Annotated in this window: 18 protein-coding genes; 8 read left to right on the top strand and 10 right to left on the bottom strand. The window is 66.8% G+C overall.

Annotated features, from left to right (window positions below; translation table 11 throughout):
• Positions 1–507 precede the first annotated feature (507 nt).
• From GF068_RS30010 to GF068_RS29990, 5 genes are all read left to right on the top strand, one after another.
• Positions 508–1,440 carry a restriction endonuclease gene (locus GF068_RS30010; RefSeq protein ID WP_170319747.1) on the top strand — a complete coding sequence of 311 codons (933 nt, stop codon included), beginning with the start codon at positions 508–510 and terminating at the stop codon, positions 1,438–1,440.
• A 3-nt stretch (positions 1,441–1,443) separates the two neighbouring features.
• Entirely contained in the window at positions 1,444–2,064 is a 621-nt protein-coding gene (locus tag GF068_RS30005) for a hypothetical protein (RefSeq protein WP_153822924.1), read from the top strand.
• 24 nt (positions 2,065–2,088) lie between these two features.
• Positions 2,089–2,670: a hypothetical protein gene (locus GF068_RS30000; protein WP_153822923.1), complete on the top strand. Its 582-nt coding sequence runs from the start codon at positions 2,089–2,091 to the stop codon at positions 2,668–2,670.
• A 64-nt stretch (positions 2,671–2,734) separates the two neighbouring features.
• Complete coding sequence (locus tag GF068_RS29995; protein WP_153822922.1) at positions 2,735–3,427, top strand: hypothetical protein; 693 nt, start codon at positions 2,735–2,737, stop codon at positions 3,425–3,427.
• Positions 3,424–4,050: a hypothetical protein gene (locus tag GF068_RS29990; protein WP_153822921.1), complete on the top strand. Its 627-nt coding sequence runs from the start codon at positions 3,424–3,426 to the stop codon at positions 4,048–4,050. The genes GF068_RS29995 and GF068_RS29990 overlap by 4 nt, the downstream gene beginning before the upstream one ends.
• Before the next feature lie 18 nt (positions 4,051–4,068).
• On the opposite strand, the gene GF068_RS29985 is transcribed toward GF068_RS29990, so the two are convergent.
• On the bottom strand, positions 4,069–4,929 hold the full coding sequence (locus tag GF068_RS29985; protein WP_153822920.1) for a hypothetical protein: 861 nt from the start codon (positions 4,927–4,929) through the stop codon (positions 4,069–4,071).
• A 10-nt stretch (positions 4,930–4,939) separates the two neighbouring features.
• Positions 4,940–5,428 carry a hypothetical protein gene (locus GF068_RS29980; RefSeq protein WP_153822919.1) on the bottom strand — a complete coding sequence of 163 codons (489 nt, stop codon included), beginning with the start codon at positions 5,426–5,428 and terminating at the stop codon, positions 4,940–4,942.
• 481 nt (positions 5,429–5,909) lie between these two features.
• On the opposite strand from GF068_RS29980, the gene GF068_RS29975 reads away from it, so the two are divergent.
• Both GF068_RS29975 and GF068_RS29970 read left to right on the top strand, forming a co-directional pair.
• The gene (locus GF068_RS29975; protein WP_153822918.1) at positions 5,910–6,695 is read left to right on the top strand and encodes a hypothetical protein; all 786 of its coding nucleotides are present in this window, start codon (positions 5,910–5,912) and stop codon (positions 6,693–6,695) included.
• Between the two features lie 353 nt (positions 6,696–7,048).
• On the top strand, positions 7,049–7,492 hold the full coding sequence (locus tag GF068_RS29970; RefSeq protein WP_153822917.1) for a hypothetical protein: 444 nt from the start codon (positions 7,049–7,051) through the stop codon (positions 7,490–7,492).
• On the opposite strand, the gene GF068_RS29965 is transcribed toward GF068_RS29970, so the two are convergent.
• The 7 genes from GF068_RS29965 to GF068_RS29935 form a co-directional block, all read right to left on the bottom strand.
• Complete coding sequence (locus GF068_RS29965; protein ID WP_153822916.1) at positions 7,447–10,524, bottom strand: efflux RND transporter permease subunit; 3,078 nt, start codon at positions 10,522–10,524, stop codon at positions 7,447–7,449. The two genes, GF068_RS29970 and GF068_RS29965, sit on opposite strands and share 46 nt — an antisense overlap.
• Positions 10,521–11,630 (bottom strand): efflux RND transporter periplasmic adaptor subunit, encoded by a 1,110-nt coding sequence (locus GF068_RS29960; RefSeq protein WP_153822915.1) that lies wholly within the window; start codon positions 11,628–11,630, stop codon positions 10,521–10,523. Before GF068_RS29960 ends, GF068_RS29965 begins: the two co-directional genes overlap by 4 nt.
• 59 nt (positions 11,631–11,689) lie before the next feature.
• The gene (locus tag GF068_RS29955) at positions 11,690–12,538 is read right to left on the bottom strand and encodes a hypothetical protein (RefSeq protein WP_153822914.1); all 849 of its coding nucleotides are present in this window, start codon (positions 12,536–12,538) and stop codon (positions 11,690–11,692) included.
• Positions 12,539–12,605: 67 nt separating this feature from the next.
• A complete protein-coding gene (locus GF068_RS29950) occupies positions 12,606–13,232 on the bottom strand; it encodes a hypothetical protein (protein WP_153822913.1) in 627 nt (208 codons plus the stop codon).
• On the bottom strand, positions 13,233–15,215 hold the full coding sequence (locus tag GF068_RS29945; protein ID WP_153822912.1) for a TPR end-of-group domain-containing protein: 1,983 nt from the start codon (positions 15,213–15,215) through the stop codon (positions 13,233–13,235).
• Between the two features lie 15 nt (positions 15,216–15,230).
• Complete coding sequence (locus tag GF068_RS29940; protein ID WP_153822911.1) at positions 15,231–16,397, bottom strand: hypothetical protein; 1,167 nt, start codon at positions 16,395–16,397, stop codon at positions 15,231–15,233.
• 89 nt (positions 16,398–16,486) lie between these two features.
• Positions 16,487–17,005 (bottom strand): hypothetical protein, encoded by a 519-nt coding sequence (locus GF068_RS29935; RefSeq protein WP_170319746.1) that lies wholly within the window; start codon positions 17,003–17,005, stop codon positions 16,487–16,489.
• 279 nt (positions 17,006–17,284) lie between these two features.
• Between GF068_RS29935 and GF068_RS29930 the strand changes: the two genes are divergently transcribed.
• The gene (locus tag GF068_RS29930) at positions 17,285–18,577 is read left to right on the top strand and encodes an S-layer homology domain-containing protein (protein ID WP_170319745.1); all 1,293 of its coding nucleotides are present in this window, start codon (positions 17,285–17,287) and stop codon (positions 18,575–18,577) included.
• Here GF068_RS29930 and GF068_RS29925 read toward each other — a convergent pair.
• Positions 18,480–19,676 (bottom strand): DNA alkylation repair protein, encoded by a 1,197-nt coding sequence (locus GF068_RS29925; protein WP_153822908.1) that lies wholly within the window; start codon positions 19,674–19,676, stop codon positions 18,480–18,482. The genes GF068_RS29930 and GF068_RS29925 overlap by 98 nt on opposite strands.
• Between the last annotated feature and the right edge of the window lie 93 nt (positions 19,677–19,769).

Genomic DNA, 19,769 nt, shown 5'->3' with positions numbered 1-19,769 from the left:
GCGCAGCGCGTTCACGAACACGCGCTGCACCCTGTCGTCCACGGGTTCCCGCGTGTACGCCTGACCCTCGCGTGCGAGGCGCGTGACCTCGTGACGGAGGTCAAGGGTCTCGGCGACCAGCTCGGGCGGGTAGTCGGTCGGCTTCGAAGATCTTCCCATGACCAGAACAAGGCCGGATGCGCGGGAGGGTAACAGAACATCGTCTCCGCATCCCGGGGGGCTCCTGGCAAACTGCGACCTAAAGCACATTCAAAGCGGTTCGCGCGTCTAACCTTGGTTCACGCCGGGCGTAACGTCAGCGTGGGGGCGGACGCAGGCAGCGATTCATCCGCGGAAGCCTTCTGAAGACGTGAAGCAGATACCGTGAGGGACTGCGTCCAGCGATGGATGCATCGCGATTGGCTCCCACTACCTGTCCTCGCTCCGGTCGACCCCAGGTGCGAGTTGGCGTTCGAGCATCTTCTCCGGTTGTTCCAGCAGCGGCGTTCTGGTACAACCCTGGCCGGCATGAAGGTCTACTCCGCCGTTATCCTAAACGCGCTGGTCGACGCTTTACGAACAATATACTGGTTCCAAAACGACCTACGCTCGTTCCTCACGCGGGCGGGGGTCCCCGCAGATGTTTTGGGGGCGCTTCCCTGGGGCCCCGGAACCTACAAGCGCATCATTGCCCAGCGTCTCGTCGATCAACTTGCAGGCGAGCCGGCGGTCGGCATGCCCATCCTCAACGGGATTATCGATTCCGTTGTCGAGATGGATGAGGACATGCCACACCTCGTGCGGCTCGACGATGGGAAGAAGAAGGCTGATGACGCGCGCCGAGCTGTCCGCGCGCTCAAGGACCTCTTGGGGCGGGAGACCATCGCAGAGCGAGCCGATCGCGCGCGTCGCGAAGCACGAACTGAGGCGGAGCGCTCGCGGGTGGCTCGCATACAGCGGCAAAGAGATTTGAAGGCGCTCAACGACAGGTTTCTAGCATTGAGCATGATCCCTGACGATGCGGCGAGCAAGCGGCGACGTGGCTTTCAATTTCAGGAACTGCTCCGGGACTTGTTTGCCCTTCACGACATGGATCCTCGCGGCTCGATGGCTCGGCCCGGTGAACAAATTGATGGCAGTATCGTCTTTGACGGCTCGTTTCTAGTCGTCGAAGCCAAGTGGGAGGCAAAGCCTATTGAGCCGAAGGACGTACGGGATTTTCAAGGAAAGGTGCAGACCAAGCTCGACAACACGTTGGGCCTATTCGTATCAATGAGTGGATTTACTGATTATGCGGTTGAAGAGGCCGCGCGGAGCGGCCGAATCTACGCTGTTCTCATGGACGGGTCCGACCTTGCGCAGGTGTTCCAGGGTCTCGTAGACCTTACGGAGCTGCTGCGGCGCAAATTGCGCCACGCGGCTGAATACGGTCGCGCGATGTACCACGTAGGTGATGATTGATCGATGCAGATCACAGGACGAATGATGCACATCACAAACGACATCCCTAGAAGACAAAAGATCTATTTTATTCGCCCCAGCCGATACCATGTATTCGGCACTAACTTTGAGAAGCGGGACATGATGTCGGACGACGAAGCGGTCTGTTGCTTCGACGATACCTGGGACGCAACCATCAGACAAGCAATCATTCATGGTGATCCTGTCGAGTACGAGGACGTCCTCGGGCTGATTCCAGAACATTCGCGCCCATTCTGCCACCACGACCATGAGCACCGACGTTTCCGTATTTTGGGGACGGTGTTTGTCGCACAACTGAAAAAGCGAGGCGACAACTACAGCCACAATCAGATGTGGCCGGTCCCTGCGAAGAATTATGATACACGCACGCTGTTCCTGACGTTTGCAACCCAGGCGGAGCGCGACGATTGGGATCTTCTGGCAGCGCGCCTCGGCTATGATTCCGAGGAACTTGGGCTGCGAGTTCTGCACGGGTTTGCGGCCGCGTTCGGGGCCACCCAACAAGCCATTGCAACCGCCGGCGCCGGTAGCGATGGCCCAAGCCTTGATCCGAGCCCGCAACCTCACGATGCTCCGAATCGAGGGCTCGGGCGCCGCGGGTAAACGCAGCCCCTGGGGATCAAAACCATGCTCTACGAGCTCACACCCTCGGCCGATAGTCAGCTTCTGAGCGGCGTCCACAGCAGACGCAGACGCGGCCTATACGTTTTCTTGTTTGAAAACCAAACCGAGTTGGACGTCTACGACAACCCAAGAACCGACAAAAGGCGGAAGGTCGTAGTGCCCGGAGGCGGCGCCTCTCTCAAGCCCGGGAAATTCGAACAAGGATTCCGCGTACGCCTCGACAGCTACAACAAGCACATGCACCGCCGACCGAACGCTTCAAGTTTGGAATTTGCATTTTTTGACACATTCAGGGGCGGCTTTCTTCTGGACCTTTCCGAAAGCTTCGACGATGTGCCAAATCCGCCTAAAGTGTTCGAGCCCTACTGGATCGAGTGTATTAACGCTTTTGCGGGCCGACGCTCTCTCTTCGTGGAAGACCAGAAACACCGCCCCGAGTGGCGACACCTTCGCGTAGCCTCTTGGACTCCCGAAGTCCGAGCGCTCTTCGGATTGTACATCGCGCAGGTTGCCGATCAAATACGGGCAATGGCGACCTTCGCTTCAATTCCGAATCCATCGAGTAATGTCGCGCTGCTAAAGTGAGAGAGGTCATCACGCAGCCATCTTCGCGTGGCGCATCGGAACCGCGTCATCGTGAGGTCGACGCATGACTGAAGGTGCCAAGAAACCGCGTCGCCCGATTCCTTTCATTGCAGCGGCGGTTCTGCTCGCTCCTCTCTTCGGTGCCGGCATTTTCGCCGGCAGATCGATCCCGGAACGGCCCCCCTCGGCTGCCGCAAAGAACCCAGCGGAACGGCCAGCGGATCTCGCAACCCAGACAGAACTTTCGGCGTGTCATCAAAAACTGGCAGCCCGTTCGAAACCCCGATCGACCCCCTCAGCCACCGCAGCTCCTCCCGAAGAAGCGAACCCAGACGCGGCCGAGACGCCCGCCACCATCGAGGCGCTCGAAGCAAAACTCTCGCAATGCAACCGGCGCGGACTCTTGACCAGCGCGGAAGTCTGCGTCGCCGCGGCCCGTCAGTTCCACGTGCTCCTGGCCTTGCCCAAGGATGGCTTGATGTGCGGGCCCAAGTCGCGGGCCGCGGATCTCGTCGAGGAGAACTTCGAGCGCTGCGCCATGTTCGCTGACGTTCCACCCGACTACCGCGCGGACGATCTCACGAAGGAACAATCGAGCCTCATCGCCGAGGCGGTCCGGATCCATCGGACGCTCACGGAGGACGAGCTGCTCCGTCGCCTGAAAGAGTTCGTCTTCACGTGCACGGAGACGCCCCCGAAGTACCCGCCGGGGGTGGATCGGTCAAAGCAGCGCAAGCGCGAGGAGGCGCCCCTATGAGCGAGCGCCCCGAGCGTGCTGGCCTCGTCGTTCGGCTCCTCGTCGCGCTGACCGTGGTCGGCCTCGTGTTCGGCGGCGGCGTGCTGGTCGGCTGGGCGACCCGGGAGCGAAGGCCGCCGGCCAGGTCGCAGAGCAAGGAGCCCGTCACTGCCGAGGAGGTGAAGCGAGAGATCGCGGCTTGTCGGAAGGAGCTGCGTCAGCTCGCGAAGGAGCAGCTCGCCCCGCCCGTCGTCATGACGCAGGACGCCGCGCCCGAGGAGGTCGCCAAGGTCGAGGCTCTTCGGCGAGAGGTCCAGGAATGCAGGGTGCGAGAGACGCTGCAGAATGCGTACGTATGCGAGACCATCAGTGGTCATATCAATTTATACGACGTTTTGGCACACGGGATGTCGTGCGCAGACCCTCCAGGGATTGGAGAACACCTGCTCAACAGCGTCGAGAAGTGCGCCGAGTTTCATGAATTTCCCGCGCATCTGGACGAAGACGAGCTGACGCAAAGCGAAAAGAGTCGTGTTGGGATGTCACAGCTCACCTACAACGGTCGGACGAGGAAAAGCATGATCGGATGGATGGAAGCAATTCGCCGCGACTGCCGTCGAATCTGGGCGCTGCCCTCTGAATGAGCGGATACTGTCACAGGGTCATCTCCCAGGCGGTCTGGGTCGACGGAGCGGATTCGGGGGGGAACGGACCAGGTCGACGGAGGGCGAGGGCGTCTGTGCTCCGCGCGCGCGGTCGCTCCTGCTTTCGTCGAGCTTTTCGAGCAGGAGGGTCAAGGCGCCCCAGAGCCGCCACCGAACCGGCACCGGGCCGCCAAAAAACTCGACGGGGGAGCGAAACTCGAAGCCGAGGCCCGTCCTGTAACTCCATATCTTCACATCACTCAATCGAACCGCGAGCGAAGGCACGACGTGGGCGGCAGCGTTGTTGCCTCCGACCATGATTCCCAGATTTGCTTGCGCGTGCCTCCCGTAAAGAGCGTAGACGCGTACCCCCCCGAGATACGCGAGCGACAGGGGAACGTCTCGGGATTGTGGCACGATGGCCGCGGACGCCGCCCCCGTGAGCTGGATCAATGGTAGCGGCGTCTCCCAGAGATTGAGGTGGCCGGCCATCGCGGGCGCGCCGGTAACGACGCCGCTCACTGGCTCGCTCGCCCTCTGCGAGCCTTGCCCGCGGGCGGCCATTTGCAGGAGCCACCCACCTCGTCGATTGTCGAAGAGAGGCACACCCACGCTGAAGCTCGCCTCGCCGACCCCAGGAGGGAGCAAGGCCGCCTCGCCGACGCAGGGGGAGTACCGCATCTGCCTGTAGGAAAAGCGTGCCGTGGCGAGGACCGGAACCCCCGCCACGCGTTCCCTTACCTGGAGTTCCCCACCGCCCCAGAACCCGTGGAAGGGCTCGGGACTCGCGCAGGGGCCTTGCTGCGCGAAGACCTCCGCGGGGTGGAGGGAAACCCAAGCCATGACGGAGAGCGCGAGGAGGCGCGCAGGCACGACCATCACGACCCACTCACTCCTGGGGGGCGAGATCCTTATCTTCCAATGGACGCGCCGCCTTCGGCACGCTCGGCGGGCAAACCGCAAAGTTCAACCCCGAGTAGACGGGCTGCCCCTCGAAGGTGAACTCTTTGACGGCGTCGGGTGGCTGGACGACATGGCAATACCCAGACTCAATGCCTGCGAAATCACTCGGGCAGAAGTTCATTTCCGAAGTCATCAGAGCAACGTACTCGGCGTAGTCAGCGTGTTTCGCTTTGACTTCGTTGCACTTGGTTCCCAACACCACCCCTCCGTGGAGGATCGGGTCCTTGGAGTAGTTCCACCCGTCGCAACACTCGAACAAGCACTCCACGGGGACGCAGTTGTCCGCAAACGGCGGCCAGTTGATGACGCTGGAGGGCGTTTCCTCCGGCACGTCTCCGAACGTGCAGCCCCCGAGGGCGCTCACCGCCACGGCAGCGGTCGCGACCTGGACTGCTCCTCGAACCCGGCCAGTCATACGGGCAACCTATCAGGGGCGCTTTCTCGCTCGCAAGGTCCCGGGCACGACGTGCATGCCTTGCCCGCCTCGCCTGTCAACCAAAAACGCCAGCTCCCCCCCTCCCGCCCCTCCTTTCACCACCACCCCTCGCGCCTCCCCCCGCCGCCCGCCCCTCTTCACCGCGCCCCCTCCCCCTTCCCCGCGCTCCCGCCCGCCCTTCACCACCCCCGATCCCTCCCGCCCCCGCCGCCGCGTCCCCGCCCCGCCTGAACCTCGCGTCGCCCCCCGTCCCGACGCCCCTCCCCGCGTAAACCTCGCCTCCCCGCCGCCCCGAAACCCCCTTCGTCCCCCCGCCCCTCGCTCACCGACGTGCCCCGGCTCACGTTCTTTCACGGCAAAGATCCCCCTCCGCCGCCTCCTCGTGTGATCTTTACCACCGTACGTTTCGAATTCCTCCAGCGACGGAGTTCAGGTATCCATCGCCCTGGGAGGAATCTTCATGACAGTGAAGGTCTCACGGATGGTCGCGGATCGAGTCGCGATCACGAATACGGTCATCGCGGCCATCAACGTGCACGGGCCGGAGATCGCGCCCGTCCTCGATTCGCTGCTTTTTCCTGACGGCGTGCCGCCCCACCTCACGATGGGCAACGTGGTCACGGCCCTCGGCAACCTGCTCCAGGGCGTCACCCAGAACCTCGCCATCGCCGATCAGGACCATACGAACGAGCTCGCCGACGACGACGGCTATCGCAAGAAGCGCGAGTCATCCCTCGCAGACCTGCGCGGCTCACTCGTCGCGCTCCGCACCGCCCTCGGCAACAACTATAGCCCCGACCTCCCGACGGAATACGGCCTGCCCGCAGCGCTGCCCGACGACAACCAGAGCCTCCTTCACACAGCCGGCAGCGTCGAGAAGCTCCTCCGCACGCGCCCGCTCGTCGAACAACCCAAGATGAAGGGCCTCAGCATCGATCCCGTGGTCGCCGCCGACGACCTGAAGGCCGCCGCAAAGGCCGTCGAAAACTCCCTCGGCGACGTCGAACGCGAGAAGCGCGAAGCACAATCAACACTCGACAAGAAAAACACCGAGCTCGAAACCTGGGGCCGCCGCTATCCCGTGATCGCCGACCTCACATCCCTGCTCTTCACCCTTGCCGACCGCCAGACCCTCGCCGACCGCGTGAAACCCACAGCCCGCCGCCGCGCAGGCCTGCCCGAAGAAACCGACCTCCCCGCCGCCGACCCCACGCAATCGCCCGCCGACCCCACGCAATCGCCCTGAGGTCGCGAGCTGAACCGCCTCGCTGGGGCTTCGCCCCAGGCCCGACCAGGGGTTGTCCACCCCTGGACCCGGACCAGCGCAAGCGCTGGACCCGTGGTCGATGAACTGCGCTCCGCGCAGTTCATCGAACAGCCGCAATCAAGACCAAAAACGCCCCTGCCAACCAAAACAGCCGCGCTGCTGGTTCTGCTGGCAACCCGGCCTCTTCGCCGGCCTGTTTGAAAAACTGCGCGGAGCGCAGTTTTTCAACCCCCAGTCCAGGGCTTGCCCTGGCGCGGGTCGAGGGGCGCGTAGCCCCCGCGGGGTCCGGGGCAGCGCCCCGGCTCCCACGCCCGCCAGCCGAGCCCCTGGAGATGCCCGCCAAAGAAGGCTACAACGCCCCCATGCCTCGCCCCCTTGCCCTCGCGGCCGCCTTGCTCGCCCTGCTCGCGCCTGCCGCGGCGCTTGCTGATCCGGGCTGCTCGCACATGTTCGCGAATGGCCCTTGTGCTGTCATGTCGCTCGTCGCTGTCGCGTTCCTTGCGCTCCCGATTGGCGTCGTTGGCCTGCTCAGCCTCGCTGGCATGCGTGCGTTTCATGTCATTGGCGACCATCGACGGTTTCCGCTCGCGCTCGTGATGAACCTTCCGATTGCGTTCGTCACGGTCCTCGTCTTCATGGTGGCCGCCGAGGCTGGCGGGATTTATCATCCGCGGAATGATCGCTGGAGTGGGGTCGTCAGCTTTGGCGTGCCCATGTTGATCCAGATTGGTTATGTCGCGCTCGTCGCGCGTGCCTTCCGCCGCGCGAAGGCTTGAGTCACACGTGCGCCTGCTGCGTCGAGGTACGTGTAGATGACCGGCGTGATGTAGAGCGTCAAGAGTTGCGACACCACGAGCCCGCCGACCACTGCGATGCCGAGTGGACGTCGTGCCTCGGCGCCCGCGCCGAACCCGAGCGCGATCGGCAATGCGCCCGCGAGTGCTGCCATCGTGGTCATCATGATTGGCCGGAAGCGGATTCTTGCTCCTTCCACGATCGCCTCCGCTGCGGGCTTTTTGTCGCGTCGCTCTGCCTCCAGCGCGAAATCGATCATCATGATCGCGTTTTTTTTCACGATACCCACGAGCAAGAGCACGCCGACGAATGAATATACGTTGAGCTCCTCGCCGAGCAGGAGCAGCGCGCAGAGCGCGCCGAAGCCTGCCGAGGGTAGGCCCGAGAGGATTGTGATCGGGTGGATGAAGCTCTCGTAGAGGATGCCGAGTACCACGTAGATCACCAGGATGGCGAGTATGAGCAGGAAGCCGAGCCCGCCCAGGGATTCGCGGAAGACCTTCGCGCTGCCCTGGAATTGCGTCGTGATGGTGTCGGGCAATCGCTCCCGCGCGAGCGCCGACACGCCCGCGACGGCCTCGCCGAGCGGCGCCCCTTCGGCCAGGTTGAAGGAGATCGTCACGGCGGGTAATTGCCCGAGGTGGCTGACGCTGAGTGGACCCGTCCCCTCCTCGATCCGCGAAATGGCGCTGAGCGGCACGAGCTCGCCGCCCGCTGCGCGCACGTAGAGCAGCCCGAGCGCGCTCGGATCGCGGGCGAAGCGTGGATCGACCTCGAGGAGCACGGAGTACTGGTTCGCCTCCGCGTAAATGGTCGAGACGAGCCGGCCCGCGTATGCCGAAAAAAGCGCCTCCTCGATGCTACGCGCCGAGACGCCGAGCGTGGCCGCCCGATCCCGGTCGATGACGAGCTCGACCTCGGGCGTCCGCCGCTCGAGATCACTCGTCACGTCGACGAGACCGGGGACGTTTCGCATCTCCTGCTCGAGCTCCGCCGCCGCGTCGTAGAGCTCGTCCGTGTCCGTGCCCGTCAACGTGAATTGAAAGAGCCCACGCGTGAGCTGACCGCCGAGGCGGATGGACGGCGGGTTTTGCATGTACACGCCGAGCCCCGGGAGCGCGGCGAGTTTCGGGCGGAGGTCGGCGATCACCTCCTCTGGTTTTTGATCACGCTCGTCCCGATCCTTCAATCGAATGAAGAGGCGGCCCGTGTTGGAGCCGCCGTGGGAGGACATCACGTGCCGGACGGCCGGGTGCTCTCGCACGATCGCCGCCGCGGCCGCCTGGTATTCGCTCATCGCCTCGAACGAGGTGCCCTGCGCGGCGCGTGTCTGCGCGAAGATTTGCCCCGTGTCCTCGCTCGGAAAGAGGCCCTTCGGCACGATCACGCCGAGCACGATCGTCCCCCCGAGCAGCAAAAACGATACGACGAGCGTCGCGAACCTGTGCTGCATGACGAAGCCGAGGCTCCTTGCATACGCCCGGTCCAGCCTGCCCGTCGTCGCGGCGCGCGCCTCGTCGTGTTTTTTTTTCGATTTCAACCGCAAGAACCGGCTCGCCAGCATGGGCGTGAGGCATAACGAGACCACGCCGGAGACGAGGATCGCGATGCTCATGGTCACGGCGAACTCGCGGAGCAGGCGCCCCACGATCCCGCCGAGGAAGAGCACCGGGACGAAGACCGCGACGAGCGAGGTCGTCATCGACACGACCGTGAAGCCAATCTCGCCCGCGCCGTCGAGCGCCGCCTGGAGCGGCTTTTTCCCCATCTCGAGGTGCCGGAAGACGTTCTCGAGGACGACGATCGCGTCGTCGACGACGAAGCCCACGCTGAGCGTGAGCGCGAGGAGCGAGAGGTTGTCGAGGCTATAGTCGAGCGCCCACATGCCCGCGAACGTGCCGATGAGCGAGATCGGAAGCGCGAGGCTCGCCACGAGGGTCGAGCGCAGATCCCGCAAGAAGATACCGATGACCAGCACGACGAGGCCGATCGTGATGAGAAGCGTGTGCTCGACGTCGGCGACCGATTCGCGGATGGAGACCGAACGATCGTAGAGCGTGTCAATCTCGACGGCGGCGGGGATCTCGGCGCGCAGGTCGGGCAGGAGCTCCCGCACGGCGTCGACGACGGCGACGGTGTTCGAGCCCGGCTGCCTCTGCAAGGCGAGGACGATGGAGCGATCGCCATTGTAATGGCTCTCGACGCGGACGTTCTCGACGCTGTCGAGGACGGTACCGAGCTCCTCCAGCCGGACGGGCGCGCCGTCGCGATACGCCACGATGATCGGCCGGAACGCGCTCGCCCGGAGCAGGCCGCCGCTCGCCTGGATCACGTATGCGCGGTCCGGGCCTTCGAGCACGCCCGTCGGTAGATTCACGTTCTCGCGGGCGACGGCGGCGGCGACCTCGTCGATGCCGATCTCCCGCGAGGCGAGCGCCCGCGGATCGAGCCGGATACGCACGGCATATTTCTGCGAGCCCCAGACGAGGACCTGCGCGACGCCGGGGATCATCGAGACACGCTGGGCGATCGTGGTCTCCGCGTATTCGGAGACCTCCGAGAGCGGCAAGGTCTCGCTGCGGAGCGCGAGGTAGAGGATGGGCGACTCCGCCGGGTTCACCTTCTGGAAGCTCGGCGGCGTGGGCATGTCGGGCGGCAGATCCCGCGCGGCGCGCGCGATCATCGATTGCACGTCGAGCGCCGCGGCGTCGATGTCGCGCGTGAGATCGAACTGGAGCACGATCTGCGTGCTGCCGAGGCCCGAGGTCGAGGTCATCGCGTCGACGCCGGCGATGGTCGAGAACCGCCGCTCGAGCGGCGTCGCCACGGCCGCGGCCATGGTCTCCGGGCTCGCGCCCGGGAGCGTGGCCGTCACGGCGATGGTCGGAAAATCGACATTCGGCAGATCACTCACCGGGAGCGCGCGAAACCCGGCGATGCCGAAGATCACGATGGCCAGCATGGAGAGCGTGGTCATCACGGGCCGCGTCACGAAGGGGCGCGAGACGTTCATCGCGCCTCCTCCTCCACGCGCCCGTCCACGATGGTCACGGGCGCGCCCGGCCGGATGCGCAAATGCCCGTCCGTGACCACGCGCTCGCCCGCAGCGAGCCCCGATTGCACGAGGACCCGCCCGCCGGGCGCGCGCTCGCCCGCTTGCACGGGCCGCATCTGGGCGGTCTCGTCCGCGCCGACCACGAAGACGAACGTGCCGGAGGGGCCGGTCTGGAGGGCCTCCGAGGGAATGACGACCGCGCCCTGCCGCACGCCGAGCCGCACGGTCGCTTGCACGAATTGCCCCGGCCAGAGCGCTCGGTCGTCGTTGTCGAAGGTGGCGCGTAGCCGCAAGGTGCCCGTCGCTCGATCGATCGTGTTGTCGACGAACGTGAGGATCCCCTCGGCAGAATGGCCACCCGACACCTCGGCGAGTACGGGGAGCGGCTCCGTCGCATTCGCGCGGGCCTCCTGCAATGCCGGCACGCTCGCCTCGGGGAGGGTGAACGTGACAAACGTGGGCGCGAGGCGCGCGATGTCGACGAGCACGGTCTCGTTCGCCCGCACGATATTGCCCTCGCGCACGAGGATGCTGCCCGTCCGCCCGGCGATGGGCGCGCGCAGGGTCGTGTATTCGAGGTCGAGCCGCCGCTGGGCCGTGGCCGCGCGAAATGCCTCCACCGCCGCGACCGCGGCCCGCGCCTCCGCGCGCCGGAGCTCGGCGTCTTGCCGGCTCGCCACGCCCGCGGCCGCGAGCTCTTCATACCGATCGGCCTCGGCCTTCGCGTTCGCCGCCTGCGTGCGGCTGCGCTCGAGGTTCGAGAGCGCCTCGCGGAGCGCGACCTCGAAGGGCCGCCGATCGAGGAGGAAGAGCACGTCACCCGCGGCCACGTCCGCGCCCTCCTGGAATTTCACGGCCGTGACGAGGCCGGTCACCCGCGGCCGCAAGGAGACGCTCGCCGACGGCTCGACCGTACCAATGGCGGAGAGCTCGATGGGCACGGTCGCGATCTCGGAGAACACGACACGTACGGGCGCCCGCGGCTGCTCGGGCGGTCCGCTCCGCTCACGCGAGCAGGCGGGCGCGAGGAGGATGAGCGTGAGGAGGAGCAGGAGCGCTCGCATTCACGCGGGTACGATGCCGCAGAGGACGTTATGGGTGCGCGGCCGGGCGAGCGCGTCGATCAACGCATCATGGCCACATACCGCGCCGCCCGTAGTTCCCCGGCTTCCTGGCAAGCGAGGAGCAGGCGGCGCGCCTCGGCCTTGTGGCCTGCGAAATGGGCGACGAGGGCCTGCGCGAAGGGAGCGCCGGGCTCGGTCCGCGGCGCCGCGTCCCACGCGTGCCAGGCCCGCGCGAGCTCCCAGAAGCCCTCGGCACGGACCTCGGGCTCGTCCTCGTGCACGACGAGGCCCTCGATATCGTGCAGGGCCGCGTGGCAAAGGAGCGAGAAGCCCATGAACGGGAGATAATCGATCTTGCCGCGCAGCGACGACCATTGCGGCGCGAGCGCCTCCGGCCCCTTCCCGAGCGCCTCGCGCAGCATGCCCATGTCGAGCCGCTTCGCGCGCGGCAGCGACTCGTTGACGAAGACGAGCATCTTGGGCCAGTCGCCCCGCGCGAGGTGATACCCCGACGAGCCGACGAGCACGAGCGCCTCGAGCGGGAGCCGCGCCTCCGCGTCGATGCGCTCGACGATCGTCGCCACGTTCTCGGCCATGGCGTCCTGCACGAACGCGAGGGAGACGTGGTGTGGATCGTCGACACGAAGGAAGTCGCCGTCGAGCTTGCGGAGGAGCGCCCCGAGCTCGCCTTGCCGGCTCGCCTTCCCCCGCTCGACGAGCTCGCGGCCGAGCGCGAGGCAGCTCCACGAGACGGGCGAGACGTCGCCGGCGGCGCGCCCGCGTAGCTCGGGCACGACGAGCGAAAACCCCGCGCCGGAGACGGCCGCGAGGTAGAGCAGGTTCACGGGCTGCTCGCCCTCGACGTACGTGTAGGTAAAACCTTTTTGTCCTCGAATGGTCCGTCCCATCGATGTGTCGCTCGGGAGGCGCGGGATGGCGCGGCGATGGCAGCGTCGGGCGAGAGGGGCGTCCTCGTCAAGCCCTGGGCTTCGCCCATTTCTTGCGGAAATGCACCACGGCCGCGATGGCCACGGTGATCAACGTCAAGGGCAACACGTGCTCCACGACCTCCGCCCGCAGGGCCTCGATCCAGCCGAGGAGGGCCTGGCCGAAGAAGCGGCACATGCCGACCCAGAGGCTCTGCGCGAGGACGATCGCGGGCACGAGGACCCGCGCCGGAGCAGCAAACGCGCCCGCGAGGGTGGCCGCGATGGGGCCCGGGACGGCGAGGACGAGCAGGGGCGCGCTCGTCCGCACCGGCTTCATCATACGCTCGACGCGCCCCTCGGACGCGACGCCGCGCGCGACGAGCCACCGCAGCGCGCGTGTCCCCTCGGAGCGCCCGAACAGATACGCGAGCAGGCATTGCCCGGCGCAGAGGGGCAACGCGACGGCCCAGTACGCAGCGGGGCCCGTGACGCCCGCGACGAGGACGAGGTTCGCCGGGACAGGCGAGAGCGCGAGCAGGGCCAAAGGCGCATGCGCGAAGAGCACCGGCGAGAGGGCCGCGCCGAGGATCCGGCTGCCCATGATGAGCACGAAGGCCGTGGCCAGGTACGGCCGGCGCGTCGCGAGTACGTCGTTGCCCGGGCCGTCGCTCATTCAATCGTCCCCGTCGTCATCCCCGTCGTCGAATGCGTCCTCGTCACCCTCGTCGTCCTCTTCGTCCGCGCCGGAATCGTCGTCGTCGTCCTCGTCCTCGTCCGCTTCGTCGCCGTAACCGAGACGCCGATCCATCTCGCTGTCAAGGTAAGGGTTGCCGAAGGGGTCGCGCTCCCAGGGCGGGAGCTCGTCGCTCGTCGCCTTCGAGGAGGCCTCGTCTCGCGCTTCGGGCGGCTTCGGCGGCGGCGGCAGGGCCGCGCCGGCAGGCGAGCTCTCCGGCGGGGCCTCGAACGTCCCCGAGAGGATCGCCTCGAAGCGCGGGTCATTTCGGACCGAATCGAAATAATCGTCGGCCCGCGCCTTGTCGATCCACTGCTCGTCCTTCGCGACGGCGACGGCGAGGTCGCGCAGCGCGCCTTCGTGATCGCCCGAGATCGCGCGCTCGCAGGCCCGGTTGAACCAGGCGACGTCGTAGCTGCCGCCGAGCAGGACCTTGCCGTCGTTGTCGACCCGCGCGATCGCCTCGGTGTACGCCACGATCGCGTCCGCGTGCCGCTTCGAGGACGTGAGGATCATGCCCTTGTCGAGCCACGCGAGGGCCGAGTCGTCCGCGGCGATCGCGCGATCGGCGGCGCGCAGGGCGCCCTCGTGGTCGCCGCGCTTCTGGAGGATACGCAGGTGGTCGCGGATGAGGTCCTTCGGCCTGCGCGCCTGGTACGCGAGGATCCCCTCGGCCCACGCGTCGAAGGAGGCGATCTCGGTCGAAGGCGGATCGGCCTTCCCTTTCGCCGCGAGCTCGCGCTGCATCATGGCCGCCGCGAGCGCCTCGGCGTCGGCGAGCGCCTCGTCGCTCGTGTCGTCGAACCCATGCAAATACGCGAGCAACACGAGCGGCGTGATCGCCCCCGGCAGGAGGTCGCGGAGCTTCTTCGCGAGCGGGCGCCCCTCGGGCCCGCTTCGCATCGATATCGCCCGGAAGAGCAGGCGCTCGGCCTCGAGGTTCTTCACGTGCGCGTCGAGCGCGTCGAGCGCGCGATCGCAGGCGGCCGTGTGTTTTTCGTTCAATCGATCCCGCACGATCCAGAGGATCGGGTGCAGGTCCTCCCGCGCCGGCAGATCCTCGCGCGTGGCCAGCGTCGGCTCGATCTCGGCCCGCACGACGGCCGCGAGGCCCTCCCGGCCTTGCGAGCGCTCGATCTCCGAGACCAGGAGCGCCGCGAAATACGCCTTCCACACGCGCCCCGTCGCCGCCACGGCCTGCGCCCACGCGGCCGCCGCCTCGAGCTCGTAGAGCGGCATGTCCTTCCACAGGAGCTTCGCCGCGGCGATCTCCACGCGGCGCCATTTCTTCTCCGGCAGATCACGCCGGATCGCGTCGCGCAGGTAATCCTCGTTTTTCGTGTCGAGGTCGCCTGTATAATCGCCGCGGACGGCGGCCTTCGCGAGCTCGTGGAGCTCCCGCGCCCACGCCTCCATGTCCTCGGGCACGGGCCCGGCGGCGAGCATCTCGCCGAGCGTCTGCTCCAGCGACGCATCCGAGAGGGCCACGACGGCCTTGTGCGCCATCCAGCGGACGGCCTCCTCCGTATCCCGGAGCCGCTCGGCGAGGACACCACGAATGCCGTCCGGGAGCGTCGGCGAGAAGGCCGCGACGGCCTCACAAAGCGTGGCGATCTTCTCCTCGGGTGATCGCGCCTCCCGCGCCCGCGCCGCGAGCTCGTCCGCGCCGCGACGCACGACCGCGGATTCGAGCCACGCGGGCATCGGCCTCCCGCTCTTCCAATCGATGTAACGGACGCCGAACAGCGGGAAATCGACGAGCAGCATGTACCGCCCCTCGCCCATGTCGATCGTCCAGAAAGGCGCCGCGTCGCCCCGCCGCGGTGCGCGCCGGACCACCTGAAAACCCTCGCGGGCCACGCCCTCAAAGAACGAGCGCAGCGAGGCGTCCTCGCGCAGAAAATACACGACCTGTTCGCTCATGGTTTTCCTCGAAGCTCAGGGGCGGAGGGCGTTCTTCAAGGCCTGGACGTTGTCCTCGTCCGTCTCGCGTAACAACGCTTCATGCAAAAATCGCTTGTGCCGCGCGAGGGAGGCGGCCTGGTAGCCGAGGCCCCGCTGCCGGGGATTCTCGCGGCCCCCGAGCTCGGCGAGCAGCGCCCGCGCGCCCGCGCCGTCGTCCCCGAAGGCCGCGAGGCACGCCATCGTATGATAACCGAGCGACGGCTCCTCCTCGGGATCCCGAACCAACGCAAAGAGCTCGTCCGCCTGATAACCACGAAAACGCGCGACGACCCCGAGCGCGTCGACGGGCATGTCCGAGGGCAAACCCTTGGGCAAACCAGGCAAGAGCTCTTCGAGCAATGGCAGGATGCTCGCGTGCGACACGGGGGCATAACGGACCTCGAGCACGCAAAACGTCTCCATCGAGGAGACGGTGATCGCGGCGCCGAGGCGGCGCGACCGCATCGTGATGCTCGGCACGGCGCCGTCGGCCTGCTGTATGTTGTCGGCCATGTGATAACCCGCGCTGACGAGCGCGATCCCCACGGGGTGATCCGGCCACGGATCCTCGACGAACCGCGTCCCCCAGGGCAGGCTGTCGGTGCAGGGGAGGCCCTGGAAGAAGCGCACGATGGTCTCGAAATCGGCGCCCATCTCCCGCTCCGACCCGAGGAAGATCCGGACGCTCCGGGGCAAACGGACCACCGCCGGCAAAGGATCCTGCGTCTCGGGCCACACATAAGGCGCATACGCCTCGGCGAGCGAAGCCGCGGTCGTCCCCGCGGGGATCCACAAAGGCGGAGGCATGTGCTGGTCGAGCGCGATCCAGACCTGATCGGGCCGCGCCGGATCCCCAAAAAGCGTCGGGGCGTGGAGCTTGCGCATCCAGCGATCGCCGCGCAGATCACCCCGCGTCGCGAGCGGGACGACGCCCTCGAGCATGGTATGGCAAGCCTCGTGCGCTTCCTGCGGGATCCACGCCGCGAGCGGCGCGTCCTCGTCCGACGCGCCGCGGATCCGCGCCGCCGCCTCGCGACTCTCGTGCTCGCTCAGCCACACCCAGCCCGTCTCGCCGGGCTGCCCCGAATCCCTCGCGGTCTCCACGAAGAGCCCGTCAAGGAAAGGTCTTCGATCCTTCCACCAGTGCGAGGGTAGACCCATGCGACGGACGCTCGCACGACGTCGACCCGAGGACAACGGGAAAGCAGTCGAGCCTTCGTTTTACGGGGATTACGGGGAGACGGGGAGCGTCACCCCAGGCTGCCGAGCGCCCAGCGTTCGGCCGACTCGACGTCGGGGAACACGCGGTACGGATAAGGGGGCGTCGCCATCCAGAAGATCGCGGTGAGCGCGCCTTTGGGGAAGGCCGCGTCGGCGACGAACGCGCAGCCCGCGCAGCGACGATACAGCTCGATGTTCTGCGCGAGGTGATCCGCCAGCGTCTTGCGTTGCTTCGGCGTGAGCTCCTTCGTCCCACGATAATCGCATAAAAGCGCGAACTTGCCCCCCCGGCTCCGCAGGACCTGGGCGAGGTTCTTCACGAACAGCTCGGTTTGTGCCTCGTTCGCGCGTGGATGGTTGACGAGGACCACGAGTGGCCATCGCGACAGATCGAGAACCCCCCCCTCGAGTACACCTTGACCCCCCGAAAGCGCGGAGAGGCGGCCCGTGTCGCGCGGCGACGACAAGCCCCCCGCCGGGGGAGCCACCGAGGCGCGGCCGCTGCTCGCCGGAGCCGGTGGTGGCGTGGACTTGAGGATGAAAGACATCGAGGCGAAGATACCACCACCCCCTCCCCGCCGCCACCATCACGTCCTCGACATTCACGTCCGAAACCGGCTCGGGGCATGAACACGCAAGCGCCCCGTGTTGTTCGCCAGACTCGTAAGGACGCTCCTGGAACACGACGTCGACCGTCACTGAAATGGCGGGTGGATCGCCGGCCAACCTGGATCCATATCGATCCACCCTATCGTCTGCCGGAGCCGTCGAGTTTTGGCTCGAATCGGAGGTCGACGTGGTGGCCCGGCCATTGCTATCGTGCGGGCATGCACCGAAGAATCCTTGGTTTCGCCTCCCTCATCGCGCCCCTCGCCTTTCTCCTCGGCGCCGGATGTATCGCCGAGCCCGGCGACGAAGGGGCCCTCGACGACGAAAACCCGATGATGGAGGACTTCGCGCTCGGTGATTTCGATCGCCACGCGATCATCCCCGACGCGGAGATGCTCGACCCGCAGGCGTTCACCGCCGCCGAGGTCGACGCATTCCTGAAGAAGCCCTACCCGCACCTGCACAGCAGCGGCTCGTGCCTCTCGCGCATGACGTTCGGCGGGAAAACCGCGGGGACCGTGATCGCGGAGACGAGCGTGAAATATGGCCTGAACCCGCTGTTCGTCCTGACGCACCTGCAAAAGGAGTCCTCCCTCATCGGCAACACCTCGGCGACGTGCCCGAAGAGCCGCCTCGACAAGGCGTTCGGCTGCGGCTGCCCCGACAACGCGCCGTGCAACCCGGCGTACGTGGGGTTCGACAAGCAGCTCGATTGCGCGGGAAAACTCACGCGGGGTTACCTCGACGACCTCGCGGCGGGCAGCACGACGATCGCCGGATGGAAGGTGGGCGCGGGGAAGAAGACGCTCGACGGATACACGATCACGCCCAAAGGGAAGGCCGCCGCGGTGCTGTACACGTACACGCCGTGGGTGGGCGACAAGGCCTCCGGCGGCAACAACCCGCCATTCGGGAATTACCTCTTCTGGAAGGTGTGGGGCGGCTACGCGAAGACGCTCGGGTACGACGGGCCAGGGCCGGTCTGCGACGCGGTCTTCGTGGACGTGTGCGGATCGACGCACCGCACGGCGATCGAATGGCTCGCCGAGGCGGGGCTGACGAAGGGCTGCGACGCGACCAAAAAGCTCTTCTGCCCGGACGCGAACGTGACGCGCGGGCAGATGGCCGATTTCCTGGCCCGCGCGCTGCAATTGCCGCCGGGGCCCGACAAGTTCACGGACGACGACGGATCGATCTTCGAGGCCTCGATCAACGCCGTCGCCGCGGCCGGTATCACGTCGGGCTGCAGCGCGGACGGGACGCGGTTCTGCCCGAGCGACGACATCACGCGCGGGCAGATGGCCGCATTCCTGACGAAGGCCTTCGCGCTGCCCGCCTCGTCGGTCGACGCCTTCGTGGACGACGAGACCTCGCAGTTCGAGGGCGCGATCAACGCGCTCGCCGCCGCCGGGATCACGTCCGGCTGCGACGTGGCGAAGCAGCTTTATTGCCCGGACGCGAAGGTGACGCGCGCCCAGATGGCGACGTTCCTTTACCGTTCGATGCAGTAGCCTCGAAGCCGCCGAGCGGAAAATCCACGCCGTTGATCCGGAGCTCGATCCGGTGCTCGCCCGGGTAATGGCGGCGCGTCGTCAAATCGACGAGCTTCACCCGGCCCTCGATCCGCTCCCGCCCCGCGGGTAAGAGCTCGATCTTGCGCAGCTTGAAGACCTTGGGGCGGGCCTTTCCATTTGCGCCGGGATAATGAACGACGGCGTCGACGACGAGCTTCTGTGGCGCATCTGCGCGCGAGGCGAGCTCGCACGAGAAACGCGCCTCCGCGCCGAGGGGGACCTTCCCGGGCGTGACGCTCGCGCGCTCGAGCACGACCTCGGGCGCGGCCGAGGCGCCGAAAAACGAGAGCGCCCCCGGATGCCCGCGCTTGACGAGCCAGCGAAGCGCGTGCCGCACGATCCACGCGCGCCCAGGGCCCCCGCCCTCGCTCCAGCGGCGGCACAACTCGACGACCCGATCCGGATGATCCTTGGTGATGTCATTGAGGTTGTTCGCCACGCTCCGCTGGACGTACGGCTCGGGATCGTCCTTCAGGAGCTCGAGCAGGTCGAGCACGGGCGTGGGATCCTCGACGAACGCAGGTAAACGTTGCGCCCAGGGCAAACGGGGTCGCGTGCCCTCGGAGACGAGGCGGCGCACATGGACGCTCGGGTCGGTCGCCCAGGCCCGGAGCCGCGCGAGCGTGCGCTCGGGCTCGCGGAGGAGGAAGAAGCGGATGGAAAACTCGGCCGTGAAACGCTGGGTGAACGCGTGCTGCGCCCGCATCGAGGCCTCGAAGTGATCGAGGCCGCGCGTGGCCACGTACTCCAGGTGCGGGAGGTAGAAGAAGGCCGACATCGCGCCCTCGTCGCGCGACGCGGGCGTCTCGAGCGAACGAAGCAGGACGTCGACCGCGCGCTCGAAGTCGGCCGGCAAGGCGCGGCCGAGCGCCCCGGCGATGTGGCGCCCGCGGTCCTTGAGCTCCTTGTCGTCGAGCCCGGTCGACGCCTCGGCGATGAACGCTCGCGCTGGAAAATCGGGCCAGGCGGCCTGGATCGAGGTGGCGATGCGGCGCACGAGGCGTTCGTCGAAGAATAACTTGAGGGGCTCGGCCATGCTCTCGCCGCGCCATGGCACGAGGCCGCCGAGGCGGGAAGGCCCGAGCGAGGCACACGAGGGCGAAATTTTTTCCAAGGGGCCGGCCCGATT

The sequence above is a fragment of the Polyangium spumosum genome (assembly GCF_009649845.1).
In the GTDB taxonomy this organism is placed as follows: Bacteria; Myxococcota_A; Polyangia; order Polyangiales; family Polyangiaceae; genus Polyangium; species Polyangium spumosum.
Note: the sequence above shows the minus strand (reverse complement) of the source record. Positions and strands in the feature narration are given on the sequence as shown.

Coding starts and splice junctions, on each gene's coding strand:
- GF068_RS30010 (WP_170319747.1), top strand. CDS start 508: ATGAAGGTCTACTCCGCCGTTATCCTAAACGCGCTGGTCGACGCTTTA.
- GF068_RS30005 (WP_153822924.1), top strand. CDS start 1,444: ATGCAGATCACAGGACGAATGATGCACATCACAAACGACATCCCTAGA.
- GF068_RS30000 (WP_153822923.1), top strand. CDS start 2,089: ATGCTCTACGAGCTCACACCCTCGGCCGATAGTCAGCTTCTGAGCGGC.
- GF068_RS29995 (WP_153822922.1), top strand. CDS start 2,735: ATGACTGAAGGTGCCAAGAAACCGCGTCGCCCGATTCCTTTCATTGCA.
- GF068_RS29990 (WP_153822921.1), top strand. CDS start 3,424: ATGAGCGAGCGCCCCGAGCGTGCTGGCCTCGTCGTTCGGCTCCTCGTC.
- GF068_RS29985 (WP_153822920.1), bottom strand. CDS start 4,929: ATGGTCGTGCCTGCGCGCCTCCTCGCGCTCTCCGTCATGGCTTGGGTT.
- GF068_RS29980 (WP_153822919.1), bottom strand. CDS start 5,428: ATGACTGGCCGGGTTCGAGGAGCAGTCCAGGTCGCGACCGCTGCCGTG.
- GF068_RS29975 (WP_153822918.1), top strand. CDS start 5,910: ATGACAGTGAAGGTCTCACGGATGGTCGCGGATCGAGTCGCGATCACG.
- GF068_RS29970 (WP_153822917.1), top strand. CDS start 7,049: ATGCCCGCCAAAGAAGGCTACAACGCCCCCATGCCTCGCCCCCTTGCC.
- GF068_RS29965 (WP_153822916.1), bottom strand. CDS start 10,524: ATGAACGTCTCGCGCCCCTTCGTGACGCGGCCCGTGATGACCACGCTC.
- GF068_RS29960 (WP_153822915.1), bottom strand. CDS start 11,630: ATGCGAGCGCTCCTGCTCCTCCTCACGCTCATCCTCCTCGCGCCCGCC.
- GF068_RS29955 (WP_153822914.1), bottom strand. CDS start 12,538: ATGGGACGGACCATTCGAGGACAAAAAGGTTTTACCTACACGTACGTC.
- GF068_RS29950 (WP_153822913.1), bottom strand. CDS start 13,232: ATGAGCGACGGCCCGGGCAACGACGTACTCGCGACGCGCCGGCCGTAC.
- GF068_RS29945 (WP_153822912.1), bottom strand. CDS start 15,215: ATGAGCGAACAGGTCGTGTATTTTCTGCGCGAGGACGCCTCGCTGCGC.
- GF068_RS29940 (WP_153822911.1), bottom strand. CDS start 16,397: ATGGGTCTACCCTCGCACTGGTGGAAGGATCGAAGACCTTTCCTTGAC.
- GF068_RS29935 (WP_170319746.1), bottom strand. CDS start 17,005: ATGTCTTTCATCCTCAAGTCCACGCCACCACCGGCTCCGGCGAGCAGC.
- GF068_RS29930 (WP_170319745.1), top strand. CDS start 17,285: ATGCACCGAAGAATCCTTGGTTTCGCCTCCCTCATCGCGCCCCTCGCC.
- GF068_RS29925 (WP_153822908.1), bottom strand. CDS start 19,676: ATGGCCGAGCCCCTCAAGTTATTCTTCGACGAACGCCTCGTGCGCCGC.